The organism is Oryzophilus luti (assembly GCF_059726245.1).
The window spans coordinates 1,997,295-2,021,383 of sequence record NZ_AP040874.1 but is presented as its reverse complement, the minus strand read 5'-3'; the positions used below and the strand labels follow the sequence as shown (position 1 = coordinate 2,021,383).

General features: G+C 63.0%; 18 protein-coding genes. 7 read left to right on the top strand and 11 right to left on the bottom strand.

Annotated elements, in window-relative coordinates:
• Positions 1 to 71: 71 nt before the first annotated feature.
• The 6 genes from AC6IZO_RS08665 to AC6IZO_RS08640 form a co-directional block, all read right to left on the bottom strand.
• Positions 72 to 2,258 carry a DUF4139 domain-containing protein gene (locus AC6IZO_RS08665; RefSeq protein WP_497804386.1) on the bottom strand — a complete coding sequence of 729 codons (2,187 nt, stop codon included), beginning with the start codon at positions 2,256 to 2,258 and terminating at the stop codon, positions 72 to 74.
• A 332-nt stretch (positions 2,259 to 2,590) separates the two neighbouring features.
• Entirely contained in the window at positions 2,591 to 3,268 is a 678-nt protein-coding gene (locus AC6IZO_RS08660) for a DUF3106 domain-containing protein (protein WP_497804385.1), read from the bottom strand.
• Positions 3,269 to 3,581: 313 nt separating this feature from the next.
• Positions 3,582 to 4,097, bottom strand: coding sequence for an anti-sigma factor (locus tag AC6IZO_RS08655; protein ID WP_497804384.1), 516 nt, complete (start codon positions 4,095 to 4,097; stop codon positions 3,582 to 3,584).
• A gap of 11 nt (positions 4,098 to 4,108) precedes the next feature.
• A complete protein-coding gene (locus AC6IZO_RS08650) occupies positions 4,109 to 4,765 on the bottom strand; it encodes an RNA polymerase sigma factor (RefSeq protein ID WP_497804383.1) in 657 nt (218 codons plus the stop codon).
• A gap of 410 nt (positions 4,766 to 5,175) precedes the next feature.
• Complete coding sequence (locus AC6IZO_RS08645) at positions 5,176 to 5,982, bottom strand: tetratricopeptide repeat protein (RefSeq protein ID WP_497804382.1); 807 nt, start codon at positions 5,980 to 5,982, stop codon at positions 5,176 to 5,178.
• Positions 5,983 to 6,135: 153 nt separating this feature from the next.
• On the bottom strand, positions 6,136 to 7,002 hold the full coding sequence (locus tag AC6IZO_RS08640; protein WP_497804381.1) for a hypothetical protein: 867 nt from the start codon (positions 7,000 to 7,002) through the stop codon (positions 6,136 to 6,138).
• A 435-nt stretch (positions 7,003 to 7,437) separates the two neighbouring features.
• On the opposite strand from AC6IZO_RS08640, the gene AC6IZO_RS08635 reads away from it, so the two are divergent.
• Both AC6IZO_RS08635 and AC6IZO_RS08630 read left to right on the top strand, forming a co-directional pair.
• Entirely contained in the window at positions 7,438 to 9,603 is a 2,166-nt protein-coding gene (locus tag AC6IZO_RS08635; protein ID WP_497804380.1) for a hypothetical protein, read from the top strand.
• 182 nt (positions 9,604 to 9,785) lie between these two features.
• Positions 9,786 to 11,198: a trypsin-like peptidase domain-containing protein gene (locus tag AC6IZO_RS08630; RefSeq protein ID WP_497804379.1), complete on the top strand. Its 1,413-nt coding sequence runs from the start codon at positions 9,786 to 9,788 to the stop codon at positions 11,196 to 11,198.
• Positions 11,199 to 11,267: 69 nt separating this feature from the next.
• Here the strand turns inward: AC6IZO_RS08630 and rpsT are convergent, their stop codons facing one another.
• Complete coding sequence (rpsT, locus tag AC6IZO_RS08625) at positions 11,268 to 11,537, bottom strand: 30S ribosomal protein S20 (protein WP_497804378.1); 270 nt, start codon at positions 11,535 to 11,537, stop codon at positions 11,268 to 11,270.
• A 301-nt stretch (positions 11,538 to 11,838) separates the two neighbouring features.
• Here rpsT and AC6IZO_RS08620 point away from each other — a divergent pair, with 301 nt between their 5' ends.
• The 5 genes from AC6IZO_RS08620 (at position 11,839) to AC6IZO_RS08600 (ending at position 16,948) form a co-directional block, all read left to right on the top strand.
• Entirely contained in the window at positions 11,839 to 12,873 is a 1,035-nt protein-coding gene (locus AC6IZO_RS08620; protein WP_497804377.1) for a PhoH family protein, read from the top strand.
• 88 nt (positions 12,874 to 12,961) lie between these two features.
• Positions 12,962 to 13,510 carry an rRNA maturation RNase YbeY gene (gene ybeY, locus AC6IZO_RS08615; RefSeq protein ID WP_497804376.1) on the top strand — a complete coding sequence of 183 codons (549 nt, stop codon included), beginning with the start codon at positions 12,962 to 12,964 and terminating at the stop codon, positions 13,508 to 13,510.
• On the top strand, positions 13,507 to 14,802 hold the full coding sequence (locus AC6IZO_RS08610) for a hemolysin family protein (protein WP_497804375.1): 1,296 nt from the start codon (positions 13,507 to 13,509) through the stop codon (positions 14,800 to 14,802). The genes ybeY and AC6IZO_RS08610 overlap by 4 nt, the downstream gene beginning before the upstream one ends.
• A 52-nt stretch (positions 14,803 to 14,854) precedes the next feature.
• Entirely contained in the window at positions 14,855 to 15,808 is a 954-nt protein-coding gene (gene era, locus AC6IZO_RS08605; protein ID WP_497804374.1) for a GTPase Era, read from the top strand.
• Between the two features lie 18 nt (positions 15,809 to 15,826).
• Positions 15,827 to 16,948, top strand: a complete 1,122-nt coding sequence (locus AC6IZO_RS08600; protein WP_497804373.1) for an acyltransferase family protein — start codon at positions 15,827 to 15,829, stop codon at positions 16,946 to 16,948.
• A 77-nt stretch (positions 16,949 to 17,025) separates the two neighbouring features.
• On the opposite strand, the gene AC6IZO_RS08595 is transcribed toward AC6IZO_RS08600, so the two are convergent.
• From AC6IZO_RS08595 to AC6IZO_RS08580, 4 genes are all read right to left on the bottom strand, one after another.
• The gene (locus AC6IZO_RS08595) at positions 17,026 to 18,882 is read right to left on the bottom strand and encodes a TonB-dependent receptor plug domain-containing protein (protein WP_497804372.1); all 1,857 of its coding nucleotides are present in this window, start codon (positions 18,880 to 18,882) and stop codon (positions 17,026 to 17,028) included.
• A 39-nt stretch (positions 18,883 to 18,921) separates the two neighbouring features.
• On the bottom strand, positions 18,922 to 20,274 hold the full coding sequence (locus AC6IZO_RS08590) for a sigma-54-dependent transcriptional regulator (protein ID WP_497804371.1): 1,353 nt from the start codon (positions 20,272 to 20,274) through the stop codon (positions 18,922 to 18,924).
• Between the two features lie 126 nt (positions 20,275 to 20,400).
• The gene (locus AC6IZO_RS08585) at positions 20,401 to 22,623 is read right to left on the bottom strand and encodes a sensor histidine kinase (RefSeq protein ID WP_497804370.1); all 2,223 of its coding nucleotides are present in this window, start codon (positions 22,621 to 22,623) and stop codon (positions 20,401 to 20,403) included.
• A gap of 48 nt (positions 22,624 to 22,671) precedes the next feature.
• Entirely contained in the window at positions 22,672 to 24,081 is a 1,410-nt protein-coding gene (locus AC6IZO_RS08580; protein ID WP_497804369.1) for a CCA tRNA nucleotidyltransferase, read from the bottom strand.
• Between the last annotated feature and the right edge of the window lie 8 nt (positions 24,082 to 24,089).

Genomic DNA, 24,089 nt, shown 5'->3' with positions numbered 1-24,089 from the left:
CTGGTCTTCGGATGGGGCGTTTTTCGTTCGCGGCGTGAAGCATGTGTTCGCGCCGCTGGGAGTTGTGCAGGCTACAGCGCTTCGTCGAAGGTATAGCTCTGCGCCATGGCGTTCAGCTCGTCGGTCAGTCTGCTGATCTGTACCTGCAGGTCGGCGATCTCCTTGTTGAGCGTGGCCAGCCGGTCTTCCTGCTGGTTCAGGCTGCCAACGTAGCGCTGTAGCAGCGCCTTCTCTTCCGACGAGCCCTTCAAGACTTTCATGTTCTCGCGCAGGCGGGCCTGCTCGGTGTTGATGCGGCTGACCTCCTGCTGCCGTGTATAGACCTGCTGCTGCACGGAGGCGATTTCATTCTTCTTGGCCAGCAGCTTCTGCAATGCGTCCAGCACGGCCTGGTTCACGTTGCGCTCGCGCAGCACCAGCTTCACCTGGTCGTCGTTCAGGTTGTTCAGGTAGAAGACGCTGTCGAGCGGGTTGGCTTCGTCGACCGTCAGCTTTTCCGTGGCTCCTGCGGCAACCGTCAGCTTGAAGCGGTGGAAGCTCGAGGTGCTCTCCTCGGGCTTCGGCGTCTTGTCGCTGATCTTCCAGCCGCTGCGTGCCGGGTGTTCCAGCACGACGTTGCGCGCGCTGGTGTCCGAGTTGTGCACGGTGTAAGTGGTTTGCGAGCGCTGCTCGCGCACAATGTGCAGCAGGCCGCGGGCCATGCGGATGCGGGTGGCGGGTTGCACGTCGCCGGTGCGCTCGGTCTTGATGCGGACGGCGGTGTCGGCCGCATAGCTGAGCAGGCGGCGCTCATTGGGCTTCAACTCCTGGAAGATGCCTTCGCCCGCGAATTCATTGCTTTCGATGATGTTGAACGTGCCGCCGTCAAGCGTGAGGCCGCTGGTGTTGTTCAGCCACAGCGCGCGCAGCGGAAACTTCTCGCCAGCATTCCACAGCGTCACTTTTTCGGCGTCGATCTTCGACTGCACAATCGGCACCAGCGCCGACTGGTTCTTCAGCACCGTGATCGGCTGCCGCAGGTTGTAGGCGAACAGGTCGCCGGAGGTCTCGCCCGAGGCTTCCGCGATCGTTGCGGTCGCGCTTTCGTAGGCCGTGTCGACCTCGTTCTCCGCAGGAGCGCTCAACTCGACGTTGCTGCCGGAGTCCAGCTTGTCGTACATCTCCGAGCGCGCCGCGACCTTTGCCATGGCCCTCGGAATGGGAGGCGGAGCAGCCCCAACCACGCCGGCACCGGATGACGTCGCGGTGGCGAGCGCATTCTGGGTCTCCATTGTGCCCTCGTGCGTCTGCGGCGTGAGCATCGCGGTTTTGGGCAGTTCCACGGTGGGGCGGCGCAGGTAGATGGGCTGCGAAATGTTCTGGATGAATGACTGTGGTGACCCGGCAACGAGCGAGAGTTGCACGTTCTTCCAGTCCTCGCCCACCGTGTTGTCGATGATGGCCCAGCCCTGCAGCAGCGGCTTCTTCGCCTCGTCGCGCGGCAGCACAATGCGGTAGGTCGACTTCCACACCGGCACCTCGCTGATGTAGCTGACCTGCACTTCGCGCTCGCCCGTGCCGGTGGATGTGATCGTCATCTGCCGCAGGTCCTTGGCGCGCGCCGAGCCGATGAGCGCGAGATACCGCCCCAGTTCCTGGTTCAAATCGCCATCCAGCACGCGGACGCTGGTCGCGGCGCCAAGCTCAAAGCTGCGCAGTTCGCCGCCGTCGCTGGCCACGGAGACCAGCGTCGCCGTGTATTCGGTATCCGTGCGCGGGTCCTTGCGCGTGGCGGTCTCCACAGAAAGCAGACGGCCCGTAAAGGTGCCTGCACCGCTCTTGACCTCGACGCGCGCGCCGCGCAGCGCCTGCAGCGTTTCCTGCTGCGTGGTCTGCTCGCTCAGCGGCAGGCGCAGGGTGCTCAGCCGCTGGCTGAGCGGGGCAATCGAGTTGTAGCGCACGCCGGTGATCTGCCCGCCGCCAAGGTCGACCACGGTCAGCGACTTCAGCACGTCGTTCAACTGCGCGGTTGTGAAGCGTATGTTCAACTCCTGCGAGCCGCGCACAAATCCGTTGTGCTCAAAGTAGCCGACGCCGTTTTTGTAGAGCACCACGCGGTGCACGGGCAGCTCGGCGGCCTCAACCGGGCGAGCGGCATCCGCGCGGGCTTCCGCTTTGGCCGGTGCGGGCTTCGCTTTCGCGGCGGGCGCGGCGGCGGGTTGGGCAAACAGGGATGTGGCGGCGAACAACAGGGCTACGGCGGCAATGTGCCTGCGCATGATGGGCTCCATGGTTTGGTGCTGCTCCGTCCGGTTGACAGTGTAGACCCCGGACACGCGTGCAAGGTTCCGAATTCCGAATGAATTCTGCCTGCATGGGGAGAACGGGCGGCGGAGAGAAACTTGCGGGGAAAAGAACGAGGAAAATTCAGTTTCGAGTTTCCAGTCACAAGTTTCGAACATCGAGACGAGCCTCGGCTGGCCCTACGGAGCATGCGCCAGGGCACAGCGCAATGAAAAAGCCTGCCGGAGGATTACTCCGACAGGCTCAAGATGTTCTCACTTTGAGTGGTTCTTGAAACTCGAAACCTGAAACTCAGTTTTCAACCCGGCTATTGCTGGGGCTGATCCATGGCCAGGCCGAGGTTGTTGTAGCCCTTCAGCATGTTCAGCTCGTTGGGCGAGAACTGTTCGCGCATGCGCGGCGAGTTCAACAGGTCCTGCCGCGCTTGCGGCGGCATGCCGCGCAACTGGCGCAGCGTCCGCGTTACCTGCTGGCGACGGTCCGGTTGCATGCCACGGAACTGCTGGTTCAGGCTCTGCGCCTGCTGGCGCTGCTCCGGCGTCAATCGTTCCATCTTCTCCATGCGGTTCAGCACGCGTTCGCGCTGGCGCTCCGGCAGGGAATTGAAATTGTCGAGCCGCTGGCGCAACTGCTGCTGGCGCTGCGGCGGAAGCTGGCGGAAGTTCGGGTCCTGCTCCAGCCTCTTCTGCTGCTCGTTGGAGGGCAGGTTGCCGGAATTGCGCAGCCAGTCGCCGGCGCGTCCCGGGCGGTGCACCTGTGCGCCATTCCCTTGTCCTGAATTGCCCCGCGGCGCGGTGTCCTGTGGTGTCGCGTACTGCGGTGCACGCTGCGCGGGAGCATTGCTCTGAGGCGGACGGTGCACATTGTTATTCTGCGGTGCGGCGTACTGTGCCGGGCTTTCCTGACGCATCGACTGTCGTCCGTAGCCCTGCCCACGAGATTCCTGCCAACGCGGAGATTCCGAGCGCCCGCGTTGCATCTCCATTTGTCCACGCTGCTCGCGGTAGGACGGACCGCGCATCTCCCGTGCTTGCGAATCTCTTGCCTGAGACCCGCGCGATTGCGGCTCACGCGATTGCGACTCACGGGACTGCGATGCACGCGAATTCTGCGAGTGCGATTCCTGGGCACGCGGCGACGATTCCTGCCGCTCGTGTCCGCGGCCTTGGGCGGAAGCCAGTGCGGTACTCAGCGCCAGCGCCGTCAGAATCGAAATGGTGAACTTGCCTCGCACGGTCGTCTCTCTTTGCTACTGCTCAATCTGCCAGTGTATCTGCTCCCGCCGTTCCCCTGGTTATCTAATTCGCGGTGGGTGCGTCGTCGTCATCCAGGCCGTCGACCGCATCCAGCGGATCGAATGCCTGCAGCACTTCCTGGTGCCTGTCGAGGAACTGGAGGTCGCCCACGGGGGTGCCGTGCGGGGCCTTCACGGTGTCCTGCGCAACGGGCTGTACCGACTTGTTGTGCGCCGGGTAGTACTGCACGCCCACGCCAATGCCAATGCCTGCCACCAGCAGCACCGTGGCGGTTGCTCCCACCATCGGGCGCTTCAGCCAGTGCAGCCAGCCCCAGCGTGCGGCCTTGGCTTCCGCCAGTGCGCGCTCCTCGCGCAGCCGCGCCTGCAGGCGGGTATCAAAGTAGGGCGAAGGCTCGGGAGCCTTCCACTCGTCGAGCAGGGCCATGGTTTCCTGCAGGCCGGCAAAGGTGTCGGCGCAGGCGTCGCAGTGGGCCAGGTGCTCGTTCAGCTCGGGCGTCAGCGCAGTCACGCCGCTGGCAACGTCCGGCAGTGTCTCGCGAATCTCCGTGCAATTCATGGTTGTTACCCCTACACAAATGCTTTCAGTTTTTCGCGCAATGTTTCATAGGCGCGGAAAAGCAGCGACTTGGTGGCCGACTCGCTCAGGTGCAGCACTTCAGAAATCTGCTTGTAATCCAGGTTCTGATATTTGTGCATCAACACCGCCATGCGTTGTCTCTCGGGCAGGCTCTCCACCTGCCGGCGAATGGCGGCCAGCCGTTCGCGGCGCAGCAGTTGCTGCTCCACGTTGGGCGTGTCATCGGCCACATCCATGGTCAGCCCTGTTTCTTCGTCCGTCTCGTCCAGGCTGGCCTTCACTTCGGGACGGTCGTACTTGGAATCTCGTGCGTGGTTGACCGCAAGGTTGGTGGCAATGCGGTACATCCACGTAGTGAACTTGGCGTCAGCCGAGTAGCTCTCCCGCGAGCGGTAGATGCGCAGGAAGACTTCCTGCGCCAGCTCCTCGGCAATCGCCGAGTTGTGCGTCATGCGGTACATGAAGCTGATCAGCGGGCGGCGGAACTTCTCAATCAGGAAGTTGAAGGCGTTCTCGTCACCGGTCTTGACCTGCAGCATGACCTCGGCATCGCTCAACCCGGCCAGTACCGCCGGATCGCTCAACCGCATGCTTGCAGCCCGGTGCTTCGCCGCTCCCAGCCCGCCGCTGATGGCAACCGTACTCATATCGGAAGAAACCCCTTCCGACTCGGAAAGTTGCGACTCCTCGGCGCCAGTCTCAGCAAACTCTTCGGGAGAGTCCGGATCGGGGCGGCGCGACGGCTCAGGAGAGGGAAGTGGCACGAAATCACTCGCTTATGAGAACAGGAACATTATGCCCTATGCGCCTCGCTTGTGCCGAGAGAACTCAGCTTTGAATGGTCTAATTTGCTAATAATAAATAACTTATGCCGCCTGATTGACCGATAGCCATCCTGTCCGGCAGGCGGCGGATATCAGGGAAGCGGAGGAGCCGGGCAGAATTCGTCCGAAGGAGGAGCTTGTCCTTGGGGCAAAGCGATATCAGAGGTTCCGGCAGCGGCGCCACTCACCCGGAACACGCAGGGCGATGGGCCGCTGCGTGTGCGTGCTCTGCGCTACTTCCGGCTGGCTTTGAACTTCCATAAATCCATCTGGTCCCGTGCGGCCGCGGCGTCCGGTGAGTCGGGCATCAGTTCCAGGTAGTTCTGCATGTGCTCGGCGGCATCGGCAAAGTAGCCGAGTTGCCCGGCGATGACGGCTGCGTTGTACCAGCCGAGCGCCCAGTCCGGCTCCTGCTCCACCGCCATTTCGTAGTAATTCAGCGCGTCGGCTGGCTTGTTGTTCCGAATAGCGTCTTCGGCGGCCAGGCGATGCAGGCGCACAAGCTCCGGCAGTGGCGGCTTCGGATTTGCCGCCCGCCATGCAGCCGCCTTCTGATGGAAGTCGATTTCACTGTCGCTGACGGCGGATTCGCGAAGGTTGTTCAAAGCCTCGACGATCGTGCGAATCACGGGAACCACGGTCGCCTCATTCTCTCTCGAGACGAAGCCAAAGACGATGGGGTACTTTGTGCCACTGGGAAAATGCACGGTGTGTCCGGAAGGATCCTTGACTGTGCACCACATCGTGCGCGCGTCACATCGTTCCAAGGTGAGTGCAGGCATGGACCGAAAAATGAGACTGGAATGTTTCTCGTGCCCCTTCTTGCCAGTCTCGATCTCGACTGATTCGCGTGTAACCTTGAACCCTTCCGCGTTGGTTTGGTCGCCATAGACCGACCAAAGGTTGCGGGCGGCAAGAATGGTGCGCCGTGCGTGCCAGAAGCTCATGGTGCGGGGAGCGGCGGGCTGCGCACTCAGGAATGGCGCCAAGGCGACGAACAGAAAGGCAAAAATAGGAAATCTGCGGTTCCAGCGGTGCATTATTAGGCTCCTTGGGAGCATGTTCTTCCGCAGTCTCAATATGTTTCTGCGGCCTTGATCTTTCACGGCTCAAACTGGCTGCGTGCGGTCCGCCGGCATCTCAACGGGGCGTACGTTTAGCGCCCATTTTCTCGGCCTCTACCGTTACTTTCGCTACTTCCGCGGCGCTTTGTACTTCCATACCGACATCTGCTCACGGGCTGACTCGGCATCCGGCGCATCGGGTATAAGCGCCAGATAGTTCTGCATGTGCTCGGCGGCGTCGGCGTAGTAGCCGAGCTGCCCGGCGATGACGGCTGCGTTGAACCACCCCTGCGCCCAGGTCGGGTCGATCTCGAGTCCAAGCTCAAAATAATTAAGCGCATCTTCCGGCTTGCCGATGCGGATGGCGTCCTCGGCCAGCGTACGACGCAGCTTCACCTCGGGGGAAATGGCGGGCTTGGGATTGAGCGCCCGCCAAGCCGCAGCCTGCTGCAGAAAACTGGCTGGATCGTAAAGCACATGCTTGCCGTGCAGGCCGTTGAGTGCGGCGGCAAACTGGCCTGCGGCCTTCATGCATGCGTCCTTGTTGTCCGCAGCCGAGCAGGGCGGACGCTTCCACATGGTGGGCGTATCGCCGAAGTAGAGCAGGTATTTTTTGTCTTTGTCGTCGCGTAGCAGGAAGGGGAGTTCACGCGGGCTGGCCACGCGGCAGGCGAAATCGAAGCAGAAACCGGTGTTGGCGGTTGAAACGTCTTTGAGTGCGATATGGAAACTGGTTGGCTCGCCCTTGTGTACACCTGTCAGGCGCAGCTCGGTGTCCGTGATGACGATGCTTTCGGTATCCACCATGTAGAGGCGATGGGTGTTGGCCCAGACCACGGCTGCATACTTGGCGGCGGCCTGCATCAGGGAGTGAGCGCGCCACCGGCTGAGTTCCTGCGGTTGCCCGGAGGCCTGCGCGAAGGCGCTGACGGTGCTGATGAACAGACATACGGCAAGGCAAACGGCGCGGGAAAAGAGAACAGAGCGCTTCATCATAGCTTCGGAGTGTCGATTCTTTCGCCGCACGGCGTGGCCACGCGCGTTGAGAGCGTTTGGGTGCGGGGCAAAGCAGGAATGCAGAACAGCCACAGCCAGGAGGTGCTTAAAGCCTTTCATAAGGCCCCCATTGTTCGTTCGTACGGCTGAATTCTCGGATGACGGTGTCGGCTTGCACACAGAGGAATCACCCCGAGCAGAACATCTCAAGACGTCTGTCCGGGTTGGGAGGCATGGCCGAAGGGCTTCATGCTCCCGCCGCCTTGCCCCAGCGGGGTGGCGCTACGATGGACTGCTGCAAGCAGGCGACATTTTGTGCCACCGAGGTGGCAGTGTCAAGGTTACCAACGGTGTCCATGCATGGGGTTCCTGCATAGCAAACAGAGGCTTGCCTGCTACACTTTCCGGGTCGTTGCCTTACGGGAGGAGATCCCCATGAGTCAGCACGCAAGCCCTCGCTCGTGCTTCTGCCGCGCCTTCCGCGCAGATCTTTTTCGTGCCATAGCTCTCTTTGGATTCATTGCGAGCCTGCTGCTGAACACGGCCGTTGCGCAGTTGCCGCAGGTGCCTGACGTCGGTAAGCCGCTCATCGACTGCTACGCCACTATCAAGATGTATCCGCAGTATCACTGCACCTGCGCCAGTGAACACTCCGACCCAGTGTGCTCGGATGGCAGCGCTGCGAAAAAGGCCAGTTCCAGCTTTCCTGTGATGACCACCAAGCAGATGGTACAGATGCAGGTGGCCAGCACGGTGATGAATGCGTTCGTCAACATGCTGTTCAGCAATGATTCGCAGGCCAACGCGCAGAAGCAGAAGATGATGGCCGAGTTGCAGCAGCGCCAGGCGGAGGCCGCACAGCAGAAGAAGATTGAGGAAGCGATCAAGCTGGCGCAGATCTGCCAACGTCTGCAGGGCACGCTGAAGCTTAGTGGAACTCCACAATTGAAGTTGAAGATGGATAGCGGCGGGCTGGGCGCTCCCGGCAGTGGCGGGCTGCAACTCAAGATGGGCGAGGACCACGTTCAGGCGCAGGCGCAAACGCAGCCGCAGAACTGCGATGGCAAGTACCTGAATGGCATTTCGTTTTACGCTCTGACGCCCGAAGCCCTGGCCAAGATTGGGCAGCCGCCATGCGCCCACGCAGGCGGCGGACAGGGGAGCAACGATTACGCACTCGCTTCGCCGAGTGCCGCAACGCCCTCCGGCGGCAGCGCTCCACCGTCATCCGTGGGCGGGCTGAAATTGAAGCTGGGCGACCAGGCCACAGCAGCGCCGTCGGCGCCCACGCAGAGCGCCGACGCGGCGGCGATGGATCCTCTCAAGATGACTCCGCAGCAGTTGGCGGACCTGGCGCAGAACCTTTCGCCGGAGCAGCAGCAACAGTTGGCGAATGCTCTGCAGGCGCACCCGACCGGCGGCGCTCACATTTCACCGACCACGACGATTTCAGCGGCACCGCCCTCCACCACCACCGAGGCGCTGGCCGCACAACAGCAGGCGGCGCAAAAAGCGGCTGCCGCAGGTACCTCGGCTCAGCCCACGCAGGCTCCCGGCAACAGCTCCGCAATGGGGCAATTGCAGCAGGTGGCCGCATCCTCGAAGGCCGCAGCCAAGGCTGATACGCCGGAGGGCATGGCGGCGGGTGCGCGCGAGGGCTTTGACACCGCTGCGGGTGGTGCCGTGTCCGGCGCCAGCATCGGCTCCGGCACCAAGCCTGCGACCTCGGCGGGCGTCAACAGTGCGGCCGCCAAACCTGCGGCGGGCAGCAACTCGCCCAGTTCGTCGGGAACGTATTCTTCATTCTTTGGCAGCGGCAACGGCAATCCGAAGGTGGATATGTCGGTGCTGGCGCCTCCGCCGCCAATGCCAGCCGCAAAGCCCTCTCCCGCGACTTCGGCCAGCGCGCAACCGGCGGCCCAACAGTGCATTCAGCCCACGCAGCACAAGCTGCCCACGCGAGACCAGTTGCTGACCGAGTTGTCCGAGCGCCGCACCGAGCTGGAGAACCTGCGACGCTCCATCACGCGGCTGAACCGCAGCATCCAGATGGATCAGAGGCAGTTTGCAGACTGGCAGGCGGAAGCCGAGGCCGGGTACGACCGCGTGGTGAATCGAGTTCTCAGCCTGCCCACCAAGCTCGCCATGGATACCTTCATGGAGATCAACGAAGATCGCTTCAAGCGCGCCGAGAAGATGAAGGTATTGACGGAGAAAGGGCTGAAGCAGAAGCGGATGCTCCAGCGCGCCACTGAACTGCGGAGCTTTGATGATTTCCAGAAATGGATTCTGGAAGACAAGAGCAACCCGGAAATGTATGACGAGGCCGTCCGGCAACTGATCTCAGACGTGCCGTTCCTCTCGACGGAAGCAAAGTCCTACGCCAACTGCGCCGAGGACGTGATCGACAATGCCTACGACTACGTGGACCTGATGAGCACCTGGCAGAACCTGAATCAACTGGATCGCAACTCCGACCGCTTCCTGGTTGCAGTGAAGGCCAACGGCGAGCGCATGCGCCAGGTCGTCACCCGCATCCAGCAGATTGAAACGCAGTTGAAGGGCGTGCCGCAGAACGTCTCTCTGCCTTATTGCCAATAGGTCTGCGACAATGAAATACATGGCCCCGGTGAGCCTGCCGGGGCCTTTCCGTTTTCGCCTTCGGGTGACAAAGCCGGACGCGGCTTGTCTATACAAGTAAGAAGATTTGAACCGAAGCGGCTGCGCTGGGCAGTCCAACAAAGCATACGGGCACGGCATTCCACGGCCCGCAGGAGATTCCATTGGCAAGTTCGATATGGCAGGCACCCCGGGCACTGGCCCTGAGCCTCATTCTGGCGGCGTTCACCGCTACCTCCGTGGGCGCGCAAACGCCACAGACTGACAAGAACAGCGGCGAGTTGAAGGCCCTCAGCGGCTCCCTGCAGGAACTGGTTCACAAGGTTGGCAACTCCGTGGTGCAGATCAATTGCACCAGTTTTGCCGTCACCAGCAGCAACAATGGCGCGGCCGGCACCATCTCGCGCGAGCGGTCGATGGGCAGTGGCGTGCTGCTTTCGCCCGACGGCTACATCATGACCAACGCGCACGTGGTCTCCAATGCACGCCGCATCCGCGTGCGTTTGAGCGGAGCGCAGGACGCCAGCGTGCCGCGCCGTCAGCTGGAGGCCCGCGTGGTCGGCGTGGATTCGATGACAGATCTGGCGCTGATCAAGGTGGAAGGCCAGAACCTGCCGTACGCCGCGCTGGCTGATTCCGGCAGCCTGCAGCAGGGGCAGGTTGTGCTTGCCATCGGCAACCCGCTGGGTCTGGAAAATTCGGTGAGCTTGGGCGTGGTCAGCGCCACGGCCCGGCAGATCACCCCGGACGATCCGCGCGTGTTTGTGCAGACCGATGCGGCCATCAATCCCGGCAACTCGGGCGGCCCGCTCATTGACGTCAACGGTCGCGTTGTCGGCATCAATACGTTCATCATGTCGCAGTCGGGCGGCAGCGAGGGCATTGGTTTCGCTATTCCCTCGGGCGCGGTGGCCAACGTTTACCGGCAATTGAAGGCCGAAGGGCACGTTCATCGCGGACAGGTCGGCGTCTACCTGCGCACGATTACGCCGGAGTTGCGCGAGGGATTGAGCCTGCCGCAGCAGAATGGCGTTCTGCTGGAGGATGTGGTCCCAGGCGGTCCGGCCGAAGCGGGAGGCCTGAAGGTGGGTGACGTGCTGCTCAACATGGGCGGACGCACGGTGAATTCCGTGCAGCAGTTTGCCGTGGCGCTCTATGACTTCCAGATCGGCCAGAAGATCCCGGTGGAGGTGCTGCGCGCCGGCAAGAAGCTGAACCTGCAGATTGTGCTGGGCGAAGCCGAGAGTGATCCGCAGCGCTTTGCCGACATGGTTACCGACCAGAACCTGGTTCCCCGGCTCGGAATTCTGGGGTTGACGCTGACGCCTCAGTTGGCGCAGGAACTGGCGCCGCTGCGCGCCACGACCGGAGTGGTGGTGGCAGGCCGCACGGCTTTTGCGCCTTACTCGGGCGACGGCCCGCAACCCGGCGACGTCATACACGCCGTGGGCACGCAGTGGATCACCACGCTGGATGAGCTGCGCGCGGCGCTCGACAAGGTGAAAGAGGATGATTCGCTGGTGCTGCAGGTGGAGCGCAAGGGGATTCTTCAGTACCTTGTGCTGGAGCAGGACTGAGGCACGTTCTGCGAACGCAGAAAAGGCAGGCTGCGCGCCTGCCTTCTTCTTTGGAAATGGGTTTCTGGCTTACTTCGCCGAGACGGCCTTGACGCGGGCCGACAGGCGGCTCTTGTAGCGCGAAGCCGTGTTCTTGTGGATAACGCCCTTCTTGGCGCTCTTGTCGAGCACCGAGACGCATTCCTTGTAGCTGGTCTCAGCCGCGGCGGCATCACCGGTTTCGATGGCCGTCTTGAGGCCGCGCAGCGCGGTGCGCATGCGGGACTTGTTGGCGCGGTTCACCGCGGTCTTGGTTTCCGTCTGACGGGTGCGCTTGAGCGCCGAAAAATGATTCGCCATAAATCTCTTGTTGTCCTCTGGAGTTTCCTTCAGCTTGCCGCCGAAACTCCTATTCTACGGGAACTTGCCGGGATGTGCAACGGGCGGAAGCAAAACCGCGGATTGGGCCGTTCGGTTATTGACTCCGGGCGCGCGTCGGGCTACTCTCAGCCGCAATGGGTCTACTCCCAAGCCGGTGTACTGCTGGAGCCTTCCAGGCCCGTTCTGCTGTGCTCAAAACCACAACTGGCTCGCATCGCACCCGCCCCGCAGAGGGCGGCCATCAGGGCGCATGGGCGTCCGGGAGAAGAAGCGGACTTCGATGAAGAAGAACATCGAAATTGCTCCGAACATTGAAACCCTGTTTGGCACGCGGGATGAGAACCTCTACGTGCTGGAAAGCGGCCTGAACGTCACTATTGACCTGCGCGCCGACGCCGTCTGCATTGAGGGCACCCCGGCCGATGTGGCGCGTGCCGAGCAGATCTTCACCGATTACACCTATCTGCAGAAGACGGGGCACACCTTCCAGAGCGGCGAGTTGAACTCCATGCTGCGCGTGGTGATCAATGACCCGGAGTCGACGCTGCGCAAGCTGGCCGACGCCGGACGCCAGCGCACCATGGGCAACAAGCGCCACGTGCAGCCCAAGAGCCCGAACCAGCGGCTCTATCTCGACGCCATTGAGCAGAACGACATGATCTTCGGCATCGGGCCGGCGGGCACGGGCAAGACCTACCTGGCGGTCGCCATGGCCGTCTCCTTTCTGGTGGCCAAGAAGGTCAGCCGCATCATTCTTGCGCGCCCGGCGGTGGAAGCCGGCGAGCGGCTTGGCTTCCTGCCCGGCACGTTGCAGGAGAAAGTCGATCCCTACCTGCGTCCGCTCTATGACGCGCTCTATGACATGCTCGACCCGGAAAAGGTCGACCGCTACCTTGAGAAGAACGTGATCGAAATTGCGCCCATCGCCTTCATGCGCGGACGCACGCTGAATGATTCGTTCGTGATTCTGGACGAGGCGCAGAACACCACCAGCGAGCAGATGAAGATGTTCGTTACCCGCCTGGGCTTCAACTCCAAGGCGGTCATTACCGGCGACATCACGCAGATCGACCTGCCCAATGCCAGCCGTAGCGGCCTCATCGAGGCCATGTCCGTGCTGCGCAACGTGGAGGGCATCGCCTTCCAGCAATTCGATGAGCGCGACGTGGTGCGCCATCAACTGGTGCAGCGCATTGTGCGCGCCTATGAGGATTACCGCGTCAAGCAGGACCAGCAGCTGTCATTGCAGCTTGAAGTGGGCAGGCAGCCCAGGGATGGAGCGCCGGAAGCGGCGTCTGAAACTTCCGCGCAATAAACGCGAACTATAATATGCGGGAGGGCGCAGGCCTTCCCGCATTTGTATTTTGCGGGGAACCGCGCCAAAACAGGGTGGGACGGACACATTGATACTGGCACGCACGCAACTGGATTCGGGAACAAAGCGCACGCTGGGCGGTTTTGCCGCTCGCGCGCAAAAGGCCGCGCAACTCAAGGGCGAAGTCTCCGTGCTGCTCACGGACAACCGTGAGATTCAGCAGCTCAACCGCGACTTCCGCCACAAGAACAAGCCGACCGACGTGCTCTCGTTTCCCTCCGACGCGCCGGGCATGGCGGGTGACATCGCGATTTCGCTCGATATCGCCAATGAAAACGGCGAGCGGCTGGGCCACGGACTGCTGGTTGAATTGAAGGTGCTGGTGCTGCACGGCATGCTGCATCTGGCTGGGTACGACCACGAATCCGACAAGGGCGAGATGGCCGCGCTGGAGCAGACGCTGCGCGCAAAGCTTGGGTTGGAGCATGGACTGATTGAGCGTGCCAATGGGAAGAGCGCGGCACGCGCTACGGCCCGCAAGAGCGCGAAGAAGGCCGTCAAGCCGAGTGTGAAGAAGGTGTCCCAAAAGTCTGCGGCACGCTCGCGCAAAGCTCCCGCACGGGAGAGGCGCCGATGAGCAGCATCCTGATCGGCATTGTGCTGCTGGCGCTGACGGCGCTGCTGGCGCTGGTTTCCTACACCGCCCGGCTCTACAACGAGTCCGGCAAGTTTCTCTCGCGCGAATTTCAGGAAAACATCGAGATTTTTGAGCAGCAGATTGAGCCGCGCATCGGCGTCGGACGCGGACGCGCCGTGATTGCCATGGCGGTGCTGGAGCAGTTGACGATCTCAGCCATCACGTTTTTGCTGGCCTATTCGGTCTTTTCCGACCCGGCCTGGGGCTGGGAGCAACTGCTGGAGTCGGTGCTGCTGGTTGTCATCGTGGTGCTGGTCTTCCACCGGCTGATTCCGTTCCTGCTGTTTTCGCGCACCCGTGGCTTCTGGTTCGTGCCGTTCGCGTTGCCGTTGCGCGTGCTCATCTACCTGATGCTGCCGCTGACGCTGGTGCTCGGCTTCGTGCAGTCAATCGTCTCGCTGACGCGCGAAAAGAACGCAGGCGAAACGCCGGAGCATCCTTCGGAGGCCGTGGATGCGCTCATCGAGGCCGGGCAGGACGAGGGTATTCTGGAAGAGAGCGACCGCGATCTGATTCAGTCGGTGGTGGAGTTCGGCGATAAAACCGTGCGCGAGGTGATGACGCCGCGTCCGCGCGTCTTCGCCGTCGAGGCCTCAACCACCGTGGAACAAGTCACGCGCCAGCTCGCGGAGCACCAGTATTCGCGGCTGCCCGTCTACCAGGGGCAGTTCGATAACGTTGTGGGCATGCTGCACGTGCGCGACCTGCTGCAGGTGGCGGACACCGATGCCGCGCAGCGCAAGGTGAGCGAGCTGATGAAGCCGAAGGTTCTGTTTGTGCCCGAAACCAAGCGGGCCAATGAGCTATTGGCCGAGATGCAGCGGGCGAATCTGCGCCTGGCCATGGTCAGCGACGAGTACGGCGGCGTGGCCGGTCTGGTGACCGTCGAGGACCTTGTGGAAGAGATTGTGGGCGAACTTCGCGACGAGCGCGAAGCCTCCACGGAGATTGTCCGCGAAGGCGACCATTGCTGCGTGGTGCCGGGCGCGCTCGATGTCGACCATCTGCGCGAGTTGTTTGACGTGCACTTGAGCGATGAGTGGGAGGCCACCACGATCGGCGGCCTGGTCACGGAAATCGCCGGGCACATTCCCGAGGCGGGTGACGTGGTGGAGCAGGACGGCCTGCGCTTTGAGGTGCTGCAGGCCAGCACACGCCGCGTCGAGCGGGTTCGCATCAGCCAGCCGCCCAAGCCGGAAGAGGCTTCGCCCGAGACGGGCGAGGCAGGTTAGAATCAACATTGCACCCGGCACGCCGGGTCGTCGCTTGCGACGCAAGGATTTCATGCGCTCAGGATTTGTCTCCATCATCGGCCGGCCCAACGCCGGCAAGTCAACGCTGCTGAACGCCCTGGTGGGCGAAAAGCTCGCCATTGTCACGCACAAGCCGCAGACCACGCGCAACCGCATCACCGGCATCGTCAACATAAAGCGCACCAGCAAGCGCCCGGCGGCGCAGATTGTCTTCATCGACACGCCTGGCGTGCACAAGCCCGAGGATTCGCTGCACAAGCGCATGATGCAGGAAGTGCAGGACGCGCTCGCGGGCTGCGACCTGCTGCTGCTCATCGCCGACATCACGCAGAAGTTCGGCGCCGCCGACGAGATGGTGCTGGAATTGGTGAAGAAGCAGAGCAAGACGCGCGCCATGCTGCTGCTGAACAAAGTTGATTTGGTGGACAAGGCGCAGTTGCTGCCGCTCATCGAGCAGTGGGCCAAGCTCTACAGCTTTGCCGAAATCATCCCGATTTCCGCTGCGAAAGAGATAAATCTGGAAGACTTGCTGACGGCCGTGGCCAACGCGCTGCCTGAAGGCCCGCGCTATTTCCCCGAAGACCAGATCACCGACCAGCCCGAGCGCTTCATCGTCGCGGAACTGATCCGCGAGCAGGTCCTTGAACTGACCAGCCAGGAAGTTCCGTACGCGTCGAGCGTGATTGTCGAGCGCTTTGAGGAAGGCAAGAAGCTGACGAAGATCGCGGCGGCCATCTACGTGGAGCGCGACGGACAGAAGGCGATCATCATCGGCAAGGGCGGCACCGTGCTGAAGAAGGTTGGCACGCGCGCGCGTCTGGAGATGGAGCGCATCCTCGGCACCAAGGTCTTCCTCGAGTTGTTCGTGAAGGTGAAGGCCAACTGGCGCGACTCCTCGGCCTTTGTGGATGAGACGCTCGACTGGCGCAAGCAGCTTGAGTCGCTCTCCGCGCGCGCTCCGCACAAGAACCAAGAGGAAGAGTAGGGCAGGCGGACGCCGCGCATGAGCCAGACACCGGCGCGTCCGCCCATTCCCGCGTTGACTTCGCTGCGCTTTGCCGCCGCCCTCTGGGTGGGGCTGCTGCACATGGTTTCCATGCGCGTGTTTGTGGGGCCACAGTGGTTTCAGCGGCTGGCCGTCGAGGGCTACCTCGGCGTCAACTTCTTCTTTGTGCTTTCCGGCTTCGTCATGGTCTACGCGCACATGGGGAAGCCCATGAGCGTGCGCAGCTTCTGGCAGGCAAGGTTCGCCCGCATCTACCCGGCCTATGCGTTTACGCTGCTGCTGACCGCGCCGTGGTTTTTCTACCGCTGCCTGTTCGCGCCTTCCAAGCTGCCGCTGGAATGGGTGTGGCCCGCCAAACACCTGGTGATTTCTTCGCTGAGCGCGCCGCTCCTGTTGCAGACGTGGGTGCCGCAGAACTCGCTGACGTGGCACATGCCGGCCTGGACGCTTTCGGTCGAAGCCTTTTTCTACTTCCTCTTTCCATTTCTGCTGCCTTGGTTTGCCACGCTGAGTTCGCGGCGGGCGCTGGCGGTGCTGTTTGCATTCTGCGCGGTGGGTGCCGGAATTTCCTCGTTGTTCTACTTCGGACAGCTCGGAGCGGTGGATGCCACGGGTGGCTCGAATGTGTGGAGCGCCGTCTTTGCCTGCCATCCGCTCTCGCGCATCTGGGAATTCCTGATCGGCATGGCTGCTGCCGTGGCCTTCCTGCATACGGAAGGGAAGCGCTGGCTGGCGTGGCCGCTGGTGGCGACTGGCGTCGCAGGCGGGGCGGCCTACGTCGTACACGGCTCGCGCGCGTTCGCCATCCCGGTGCACGCGGCCATGATTGCGCCGCTGTTTGCGGCCATAATTGTAGGAATGGCCATGCGGCCTGCGGGGCTGGCGTGGCTCGACCGTCCAATGTTTGTGCTTTGGGGAGACGCCAGCTACAGCTTCTACCTGCTGCACACGCTGGTGATTGCCGCGGCGGCCTTGCTGTATCAGCGCGCCGATGGCGGCCTGCGCTTTCAGAATCCGCTGGGCTTTATCGCGCTCGTGGCGGCCGCACTCGCGGTTTCCATCGCGACCTTCCGCTGGATTGAAACCCCGCTGCGGCGTCGTCTGCGGCCCAGCCGCTAACGCACTGTTCGCCAAAAGGAAAGCCCCGCGTAAGCTCAATCGGCTTGCGCGGGGCTTTTGTCTATTCAGGATATCCGCTACTTCTTCCTCGTCAGCACAATCTCCACGCCGGCGATCACAGCTCTGCCCGGCATGGGCACCGCCGGAGGTCCAGCGATCTCTACGTAGCGAGTGTTTGTGAGGTTCGTGAGCTGCACGTAGGGGTGCACGCCGCGGAATTCGCGGGTGAGCGAGAGGTCGAGCAGCGGGTAAGCGTCGCGCTGGTAGCGCTGAATTGTTTGCAGGCGCGCCCGCGTGGTCAGTCTTCCCGGCAGTTCGCCCAGCCAGCTTACAGACGCGGCGTGTACCGGATAGTTGAAGACGTACTGCGATTGCAGGCCGTCGAGCGCCTCCTGCGCGCCGGTGAGCACGCTGTAGGCAACGTCGAAGCGATGGCGGCGCGTGGCCGCAATGCGCGTGGCGGCCTCAAAGCCGGTGAAGTTCACGCGCGTCAGGTTCGCCGCCTGCCACACGGTGCCGCCCGTAGGCAGCATGTAGTCGATGCCGTCGCGCACGCGGCGATGAAAGACCGTGAGTTCGGCGCTCACGTGCTGGCTGAGGGTGAGCTGCACGCCGCCCTCATAGCTCCACGCGCGCTCGGGCTTCAGGTTGGCATCACCCAGCGTGGTGGGCGAGTGGTAGTAGAGGTCGGTGTACGTGGGCAGGCGGAAGGCGTGGCTGACGGAGCCTTTGAACTTCACGCGGCTGGAGAGCCAGTAGCCGCCGGAGATGGTGGGGCTGAAGTCGCGCTGGCCGCCGGTAAAGAACTCTTCGCGAGCGCCCACGGCAAACGAGAAGCGGTGCAGCGCGCGCACGTCAAGGTTGGCGTAGAAGGCGCCGCGGTCGCGCTGGTGGTTGCCGAGGTTCGTGCTGTTGATGGAGTCGTGAAAGCCCTCGGTGCCGTAGAAGACGCGCACGTTCTTCGCCACGGAATCCTGGCGGCGCAGCGCGGCCTCAAAGCTCTCGGTCAGATGCTTGTTCTCGTAGACCGCAGGGTTCGTGCGCAGGAGGATGAAGTCGTCCGTGTGGCGGCGGTAGGCGAACAGGGCGCTGGTCTTCGCGCCGAGCGCCTGCTGCACCGAGGCCAGCCAGCTCCGCGTGCGCTCCCACGAGTTGTAATTGCCATAGAAGAGCGCCGCGCCGAACGGGCGGTCGCTGGTGGCCAGCAGAATGTCTGTCAATCCCAGAGCGCTCTTCACCGTGCTCTGGCTGCTGAAGGCGAGGCTGCGGTAATCGCGGTCGGCGATGAAGCCGGTTGAAAGCTCGCGCGCGAAGGATGCCTGCTCGGTGAAGCGGCGCGAGGCAATGGCCAGCGATGCGTCCTGCGCGTTGGTGCCAAAGCTGCCGCCGGAAGCGCCGAAGCGAAGTTCACTACGCGTGGGCGCCTTGGTGATGAAGTTGACGGCGCCGCCAACGGCGTCCGAGCCATAAAGTGTGGAGCCGGAGCCGTGGAGCACCTCCACGCGCTCCACATTTTCCAGCGACACCGGCAGGTCGAGATTGTGGTGACCGGTCTGCACGTCATTCACGCGCACGCCGTTCACCAGCACCAGCGTCTGGCCGAAGGTGGAGCCGCGCAGCGAGAGGTCTCCCTGAATGCCGGGCGCGCGCTGTCGCAGATCGACCGAAGGATCGGATTTCAGCACGTCGTCAAGATTGCGGTAGAGCACCGGTGACTGGTTCACCTCGATCGACTGCACGTTGCGGTCAACTTCTTCGAGCGGCAGAGGATCATAGGTGCCGGTGACGACAATCTTCTCTTCGACGCGCGGCTTCTCGTCAGCGGCTTTTTGAGCCGGCTGTGATGATTGCGTTTCAGGCGCAGCCGACGGCGTGTTCTGCTGCGCCAGCGCAAGGGTAGAGAGCAGTAGGACAGGTATGAGTACGAATCGCATAAATCGGATACGGCAACGGCGCGTGAGCCCTTGCGGCGGTTACTCCTTTACGACAATTCCAAGGGCCTTCATCTTGCGGTAGAGGTGGCTGCGCTCCAGGCCGAGCACTTCGGCGGTGCGGCTCACGTTGCCGTGGTTCTCGTCGAGCTTCTTCAGAATGTAGTCGCGCTCATAAGCGGCGCGCGCCTGGCTCAGCGTGGAAAACTCGCCGAGAGCGCGGCGCGTGCCTTCGCGGTAGAGCAGCGGCGGCAGGTGCTTGCGCTCCAGCTTGTGAACCGTGGGGTTCATGATGACGATGCGCTCAATGACGTTGCGCAACTCGCGCACGTTGCCCGGCCAGGAGTAGCGCATGAGCACGTCCATGGCCTCGTCGGCCATCTCGCGCGTGCGGCGGCTGTACTGCGCGCTGAACTCGGCGAGGAAGTGGTTGGCCAGCAGTGGAATGTCCTCGCGGCGCTCGCGCAGCGGCGGCACAAAGAACGGCACCACGTTCAGGCGGTAGAAGAGGTCCTCGCGGAAGTTGCCGTGCGTGATCTCGTCTTCCAGGTCCTTGTTGGTGGCGGCGATGACGCGCGCGTCCACCGTGATCGGCTCATCCAGCCCGACGGGCGAGAAGCGGCCTTCATCGAGTGTGCGTAGCACCTTCGACTGCGTCTTCAGGCTCATGTCGCCCACTTCGTCAAGGAACAGCGTGCCGCCGTCAGCCTTCTGGAACTTGCCTTCCTTCTCTGTGGTTGCGCCGGGGAACGCTCCGCGCGTGTGTCCGAACAGTTCGCTCTCGATGAGGTCTTCGGGGATGGCCGCGCAGTTGACTTCGACGAACATGGCGTCCTTGCGGAGGCTCTGCGCGTGGATGGCGTGTGCCACCAGTTCCTTGCCGGTGCCGCTTTCGCCGTAGATGAGCACGCGGCCGTTGGTCGGCGCCATCAGGCCGATCTGCTGACGAAGCGCCTTCATCGGCACGCTGTCGCCCACGATTTCGGCGCGCGGCGCGCTCTGGCGCTTCAGTTCAAGGTTCTCCGAGCGGAGGCGGCGAGCTTCAGCCGCATTCTTCAAAACAATGAGCGTCTTGTCGGCCGAAAGCGGCTTTTCGAGGAAGTCATAGGCGCCGAGCTTGGTGGCGCGCACGGCGCTCTCAATGTTGCCGTGGCCGCTGATCATGACCACTTCCGGGCGGTCTTCGAGCGAGCGAATGCGCTCCAGCGCGTCGAGTCCGTCCATGCCCGGCAGCCAGATATCGAGCAGCACCACGTCAAAGTGCTCGTGCGCGAGCGCCTCCAGACAGGCTTCGGCGCTGTCGCTCACGGAGACCTTATAGCCTTCGTCTTCGAGGATTCCGCTCAGCGTCTGGCGGATGTTCAGTTCGTCATCAACCACGAGTACGTGGGTCATCTTCGGCTGCTCCCGGTCAACCACTGATTGTACCTTGCGCGGTGGCGCGTGGAGCGTGCAGCCGCCGCGCCAAGTGAACGGTCCGTTTCATACATGGGAGGACTGCTGCGTAAACAGTGCGTCTTCTCAGCCGTCACGCCGCGTGGCGCCATCCATTACCACAGGCAGTTCGAAGATGAAGCGCGTGCCGACCGGGCGGTTTTCCTCCACGCGGATGGTGCCGCCGTGCTCTTCGATAATGCGGTTGACGATTGCCAGCCCGAGTCCGGTGCCACGGCTCTTGGTAGTGAAGTACGGCGTGAAGAGCAGTTCCTTCATCTCCGGCGTCACGCCATGTCCGGTATCGGCAATCACCACTTCCACGGCATCGCGCGTCTCCAGCAATGTGCTGGAGATGCTGATCTCGCGCATGATCGAGTCGCGCGTGGCCTCGGCGGCGTTGTCCACCAGATTGGCCACTACGCGTTTGATGGCTTCCGGATCGGCCATCACAGGCGGCAGATCGGAGGCCAAATCACGCGTCACCTTGATATCGGAGAGCCGGCCTTCGAACATGGCCAGCGCGTTGTCGATGATGGCGTTCAGGTCGCTGGGCTGGGGCGAAGACTGGGGAAAGCGCGCGAGGGCGGAGAATTCATCCACCAGCGCGCGCACGGTCTCGGCCGATCCTGCAATGGTCTCCGCGCATTGCTCAATCACCCCGCGTGAAGTTTCGTCGGGAATGCCGCGCTGGATGTGGCGCTTGATGCGTTCAGCGCCGAGCGTGATCGGCGTCAGTGGGTTCTTGATTTCGTGAGCGACGCGGCGCGCCACCTCGCGCCAGGCCATCTGCGTCTGCGCCCGCAGCAGGTCGGAGAGGTCTTCAAAGACGACGACGTAGCCCATGCGGTCGGCGGTGCGCGTGCCGGGCGCGTCCATGCTGGCCACGGTTACGCCCACGTTCAGCTTGGTGTTGCCAATGGCCAGCTCCATCTGGTTGCTGACGGTGCCCATGCGGTCAGCCCGGCGGGTCATACGCGTGAGGTCCGAAGTGATCTCGGGCGGCACCAGGTCGGAAAGCTGTTGTAGGCTGGCGGTTCCGGGCAGCGTGGGCAGGTGGAACATCCGCACCAGCGCGGGGTTCACCGTGCGCACGCCGAGCGCGGCGTCGAGCGAGAGCACGCCGGTTGGAATGCTCTCCAGAATCGTTTCCATCGTGCGGCGGCGCTGTTCGAGCTGTGCGTTGGCGTCTTCCAACTGGCGCTGGCTCTGTTCGAGGTCGCCGCGGCTGTTTTGCAACTCGGCGGCCATCTTGTTGAAGGAGACAACCAGTTCGCCAAGCTCGTCATTGGCGGTCACATCCACCCGGTAGTTGAGGCGGCCCTGCGTGATTTCGTGCGTGCCCTGCGCCAGCGCCGAGACCGGCCGCGTCACCAGCTTGGAGAGCGCCAGCGCCGACCAAGTGGAGCCAAACAGCACGGCCAGCGTCACCAGCAGCAGCATCTGCATGTAAGTCTGGCGAATGAGCTTCCGCTCGCGTCGTAATTGAGCGTACTTCTGCTCGCTGCTGTCGAGCAGCCGCAGGGTGTCCGAGTACTTTACCGGCAGCGGCAGCGCCACAAGTACTGCGCCCTGTTCTCCCGCCTTGGCCGAGCCCATGATGTACTCGCGCCCGTTGAGGTTGAAGCTGTGCGTCTTGGCGTGGTTCAGCGAAGAGAGCGGCAGCTTTCCGCGCAGCGTGGCCCAGTCTTCCGGCAGACGGTAGCTGGCCTCCATCTGTCCGCCGAAAAGCGCGACGACGAATCCATCCTGCAAGGTCTGCTGGCGGCGGCGTATCTCAGCCATAAGCGGCGTGAAGTCGCCAGAGTTGAATGCCTTCTGCCCTTCCGTGGAGCTGGCGATGGCGGCAGCCTCCGCCGATGCATTTTGCCCGGCGTAGTCCTCCAGCAGGTGTGTGACTTCCGTCGTGTGCTCGCGTACCTCCTCCAGCGGACGCGAGAACCATTTCTCAATGGAGCGGTTCATCAGCCCGTAGGAAAGCACGAACAGCGCCAGCACCGGTGCGAAAGACAGCAGAAGAGCGCCCAGCACCATCTTGGTGCGGAACTTGGAGCCGAGGATGCCGGACTGCCGCTCCAGGTAGAGCTTGAGCAGCGTGCGGAGCAGGACGAATGTCAGTACGACAAGCCCGAGGAAGATGAGCGCGGAGAGCGCGGCAAAAATCAGCGTCTCGCTGGCGGTGTCCGGCCGGAGGAATTTGAGGTTGAAGGCGGCCTGCGAAAAGATGATGGCGACCAGCACCAGCACGCCGGTTCCGGCGAGGATGCTGCGGTTCCTGCGTGAGCGTTGAATGCGGTCGTTGTCTGCCATCGCTTCAGTCTTTTCGTCGGCGGCACGGAGGCTGTGCGCGCCGCGTGCCTATTGTATCCGCTGCGGGGCGGCTTCGGCGGAATCGGGCGGCGGACCGAACTGCGCGGCCACCAGCGCCAGCGCCTGCTCGAGCGAAGCCACGCGGCCCTCAAGCTGCGCGTCCTCCACGGCTTCCAGCATCTGCTTGAATTGCGGGCCGGGCGCATAGCCTGCCGCGATGAGGTCGTGTCCGTTGATGAGCGGCGCGGGCCGCACCTGCTCCGGCGGCATCTCCGCCAGGCGTTGGCGCGTGTAGTCGTAGTAATCGAGGCAGCCGTTGCTGCTCAGGGCGTCAATGCGGTGCAGTTCCAGGTGCTCGTCAAACGCGGGCTGGCGCACAAAGCGTTTGAATGTCGATTCGCGCATCTCGCGCACGGCGGGAAACTTCATGTGGTTCGCCACCAGCGCTGCAATCAGCTCGGTCTCGGCGTTGCTGAAGCGAAGCCGCATGCAAAGTTCTTCGGCCATGCGCACGCCGACCTCCACGTGCCCGTCAAAGCGTATGCGGTCGGGTGCGCGGCGGAAGGTGGCGGGCTTGCCTACGTCATGCAGCAGCACGCCCCAGGCGAGCGTGCGGCTCACCCCGGCGGGCAGCTTCTCCAGCATCAGCAGCGTGTGTGTAAAGACGTCACCCTCCGGGTGAAACTGCGGCGGCTGTTCCACGTCCTTCATGCGCGCAATTTCCGGCAGCACGTGTTCGAGCAGGTGGCTTGCGTCGAGCAGTTCGAAGGCGGTGCGCGCGTGGCCTTCGGTGAGCATGCGGGTCAGCTCGTCGCGCACGCGCTCGCAGCTCACCTGCGTGATCTTCGGAGCCAGTTGCTGCATGGCCGCCATCGTCGCGTCGTCAATGTGGAAGCCGAAGCGTGCGGCAAAGCGCACGGCGCGCAGCAGGCGCAGCTTGTCTTCGGTAAAGCGGCGTTCCGGCTCGCCAATGGTGCGGATGATCCCAGCGGCCAGGTCCTCGCGCCCGCCCACAAAATCGAGCACGCGATCCTCGGCGAGCGGGTCCATCATCATGCCGTTGATGGTGAAATCGCGCCGCTTCACATCCTCTTCGGGCGAGTCCGAGTAGCGGACCGCGTCGGGATGGCGTCCGTCGCTGTAGGCGCCGTCGTTGCGGAAGGTGGCGACCTCGACGTAATTCGGGTGTGAGCCGGGCGCAGGAGGCTCCGGCGCGGGCTCTCCCTCAGCGCCCAGCGCACGGAAGGGAACCAGCACCACGCCGAACTGCGCGCCCACGGCCCAGGTCTCGGCAAACAGGCGCATCACCTGTGGCGGGCGCGCGCTGGTGGCCACGTCGTAGTCGGAGGCCTTGCGCCCCAGCAGTGTGTCGCGGACGCAGCCGCCCACCAGGTAAGCCTGGTGGCCCTGCGCGCGCAGGGCACGAATCACGCGAATGGCTGCCTCACGGGACGTCATGCGGATAC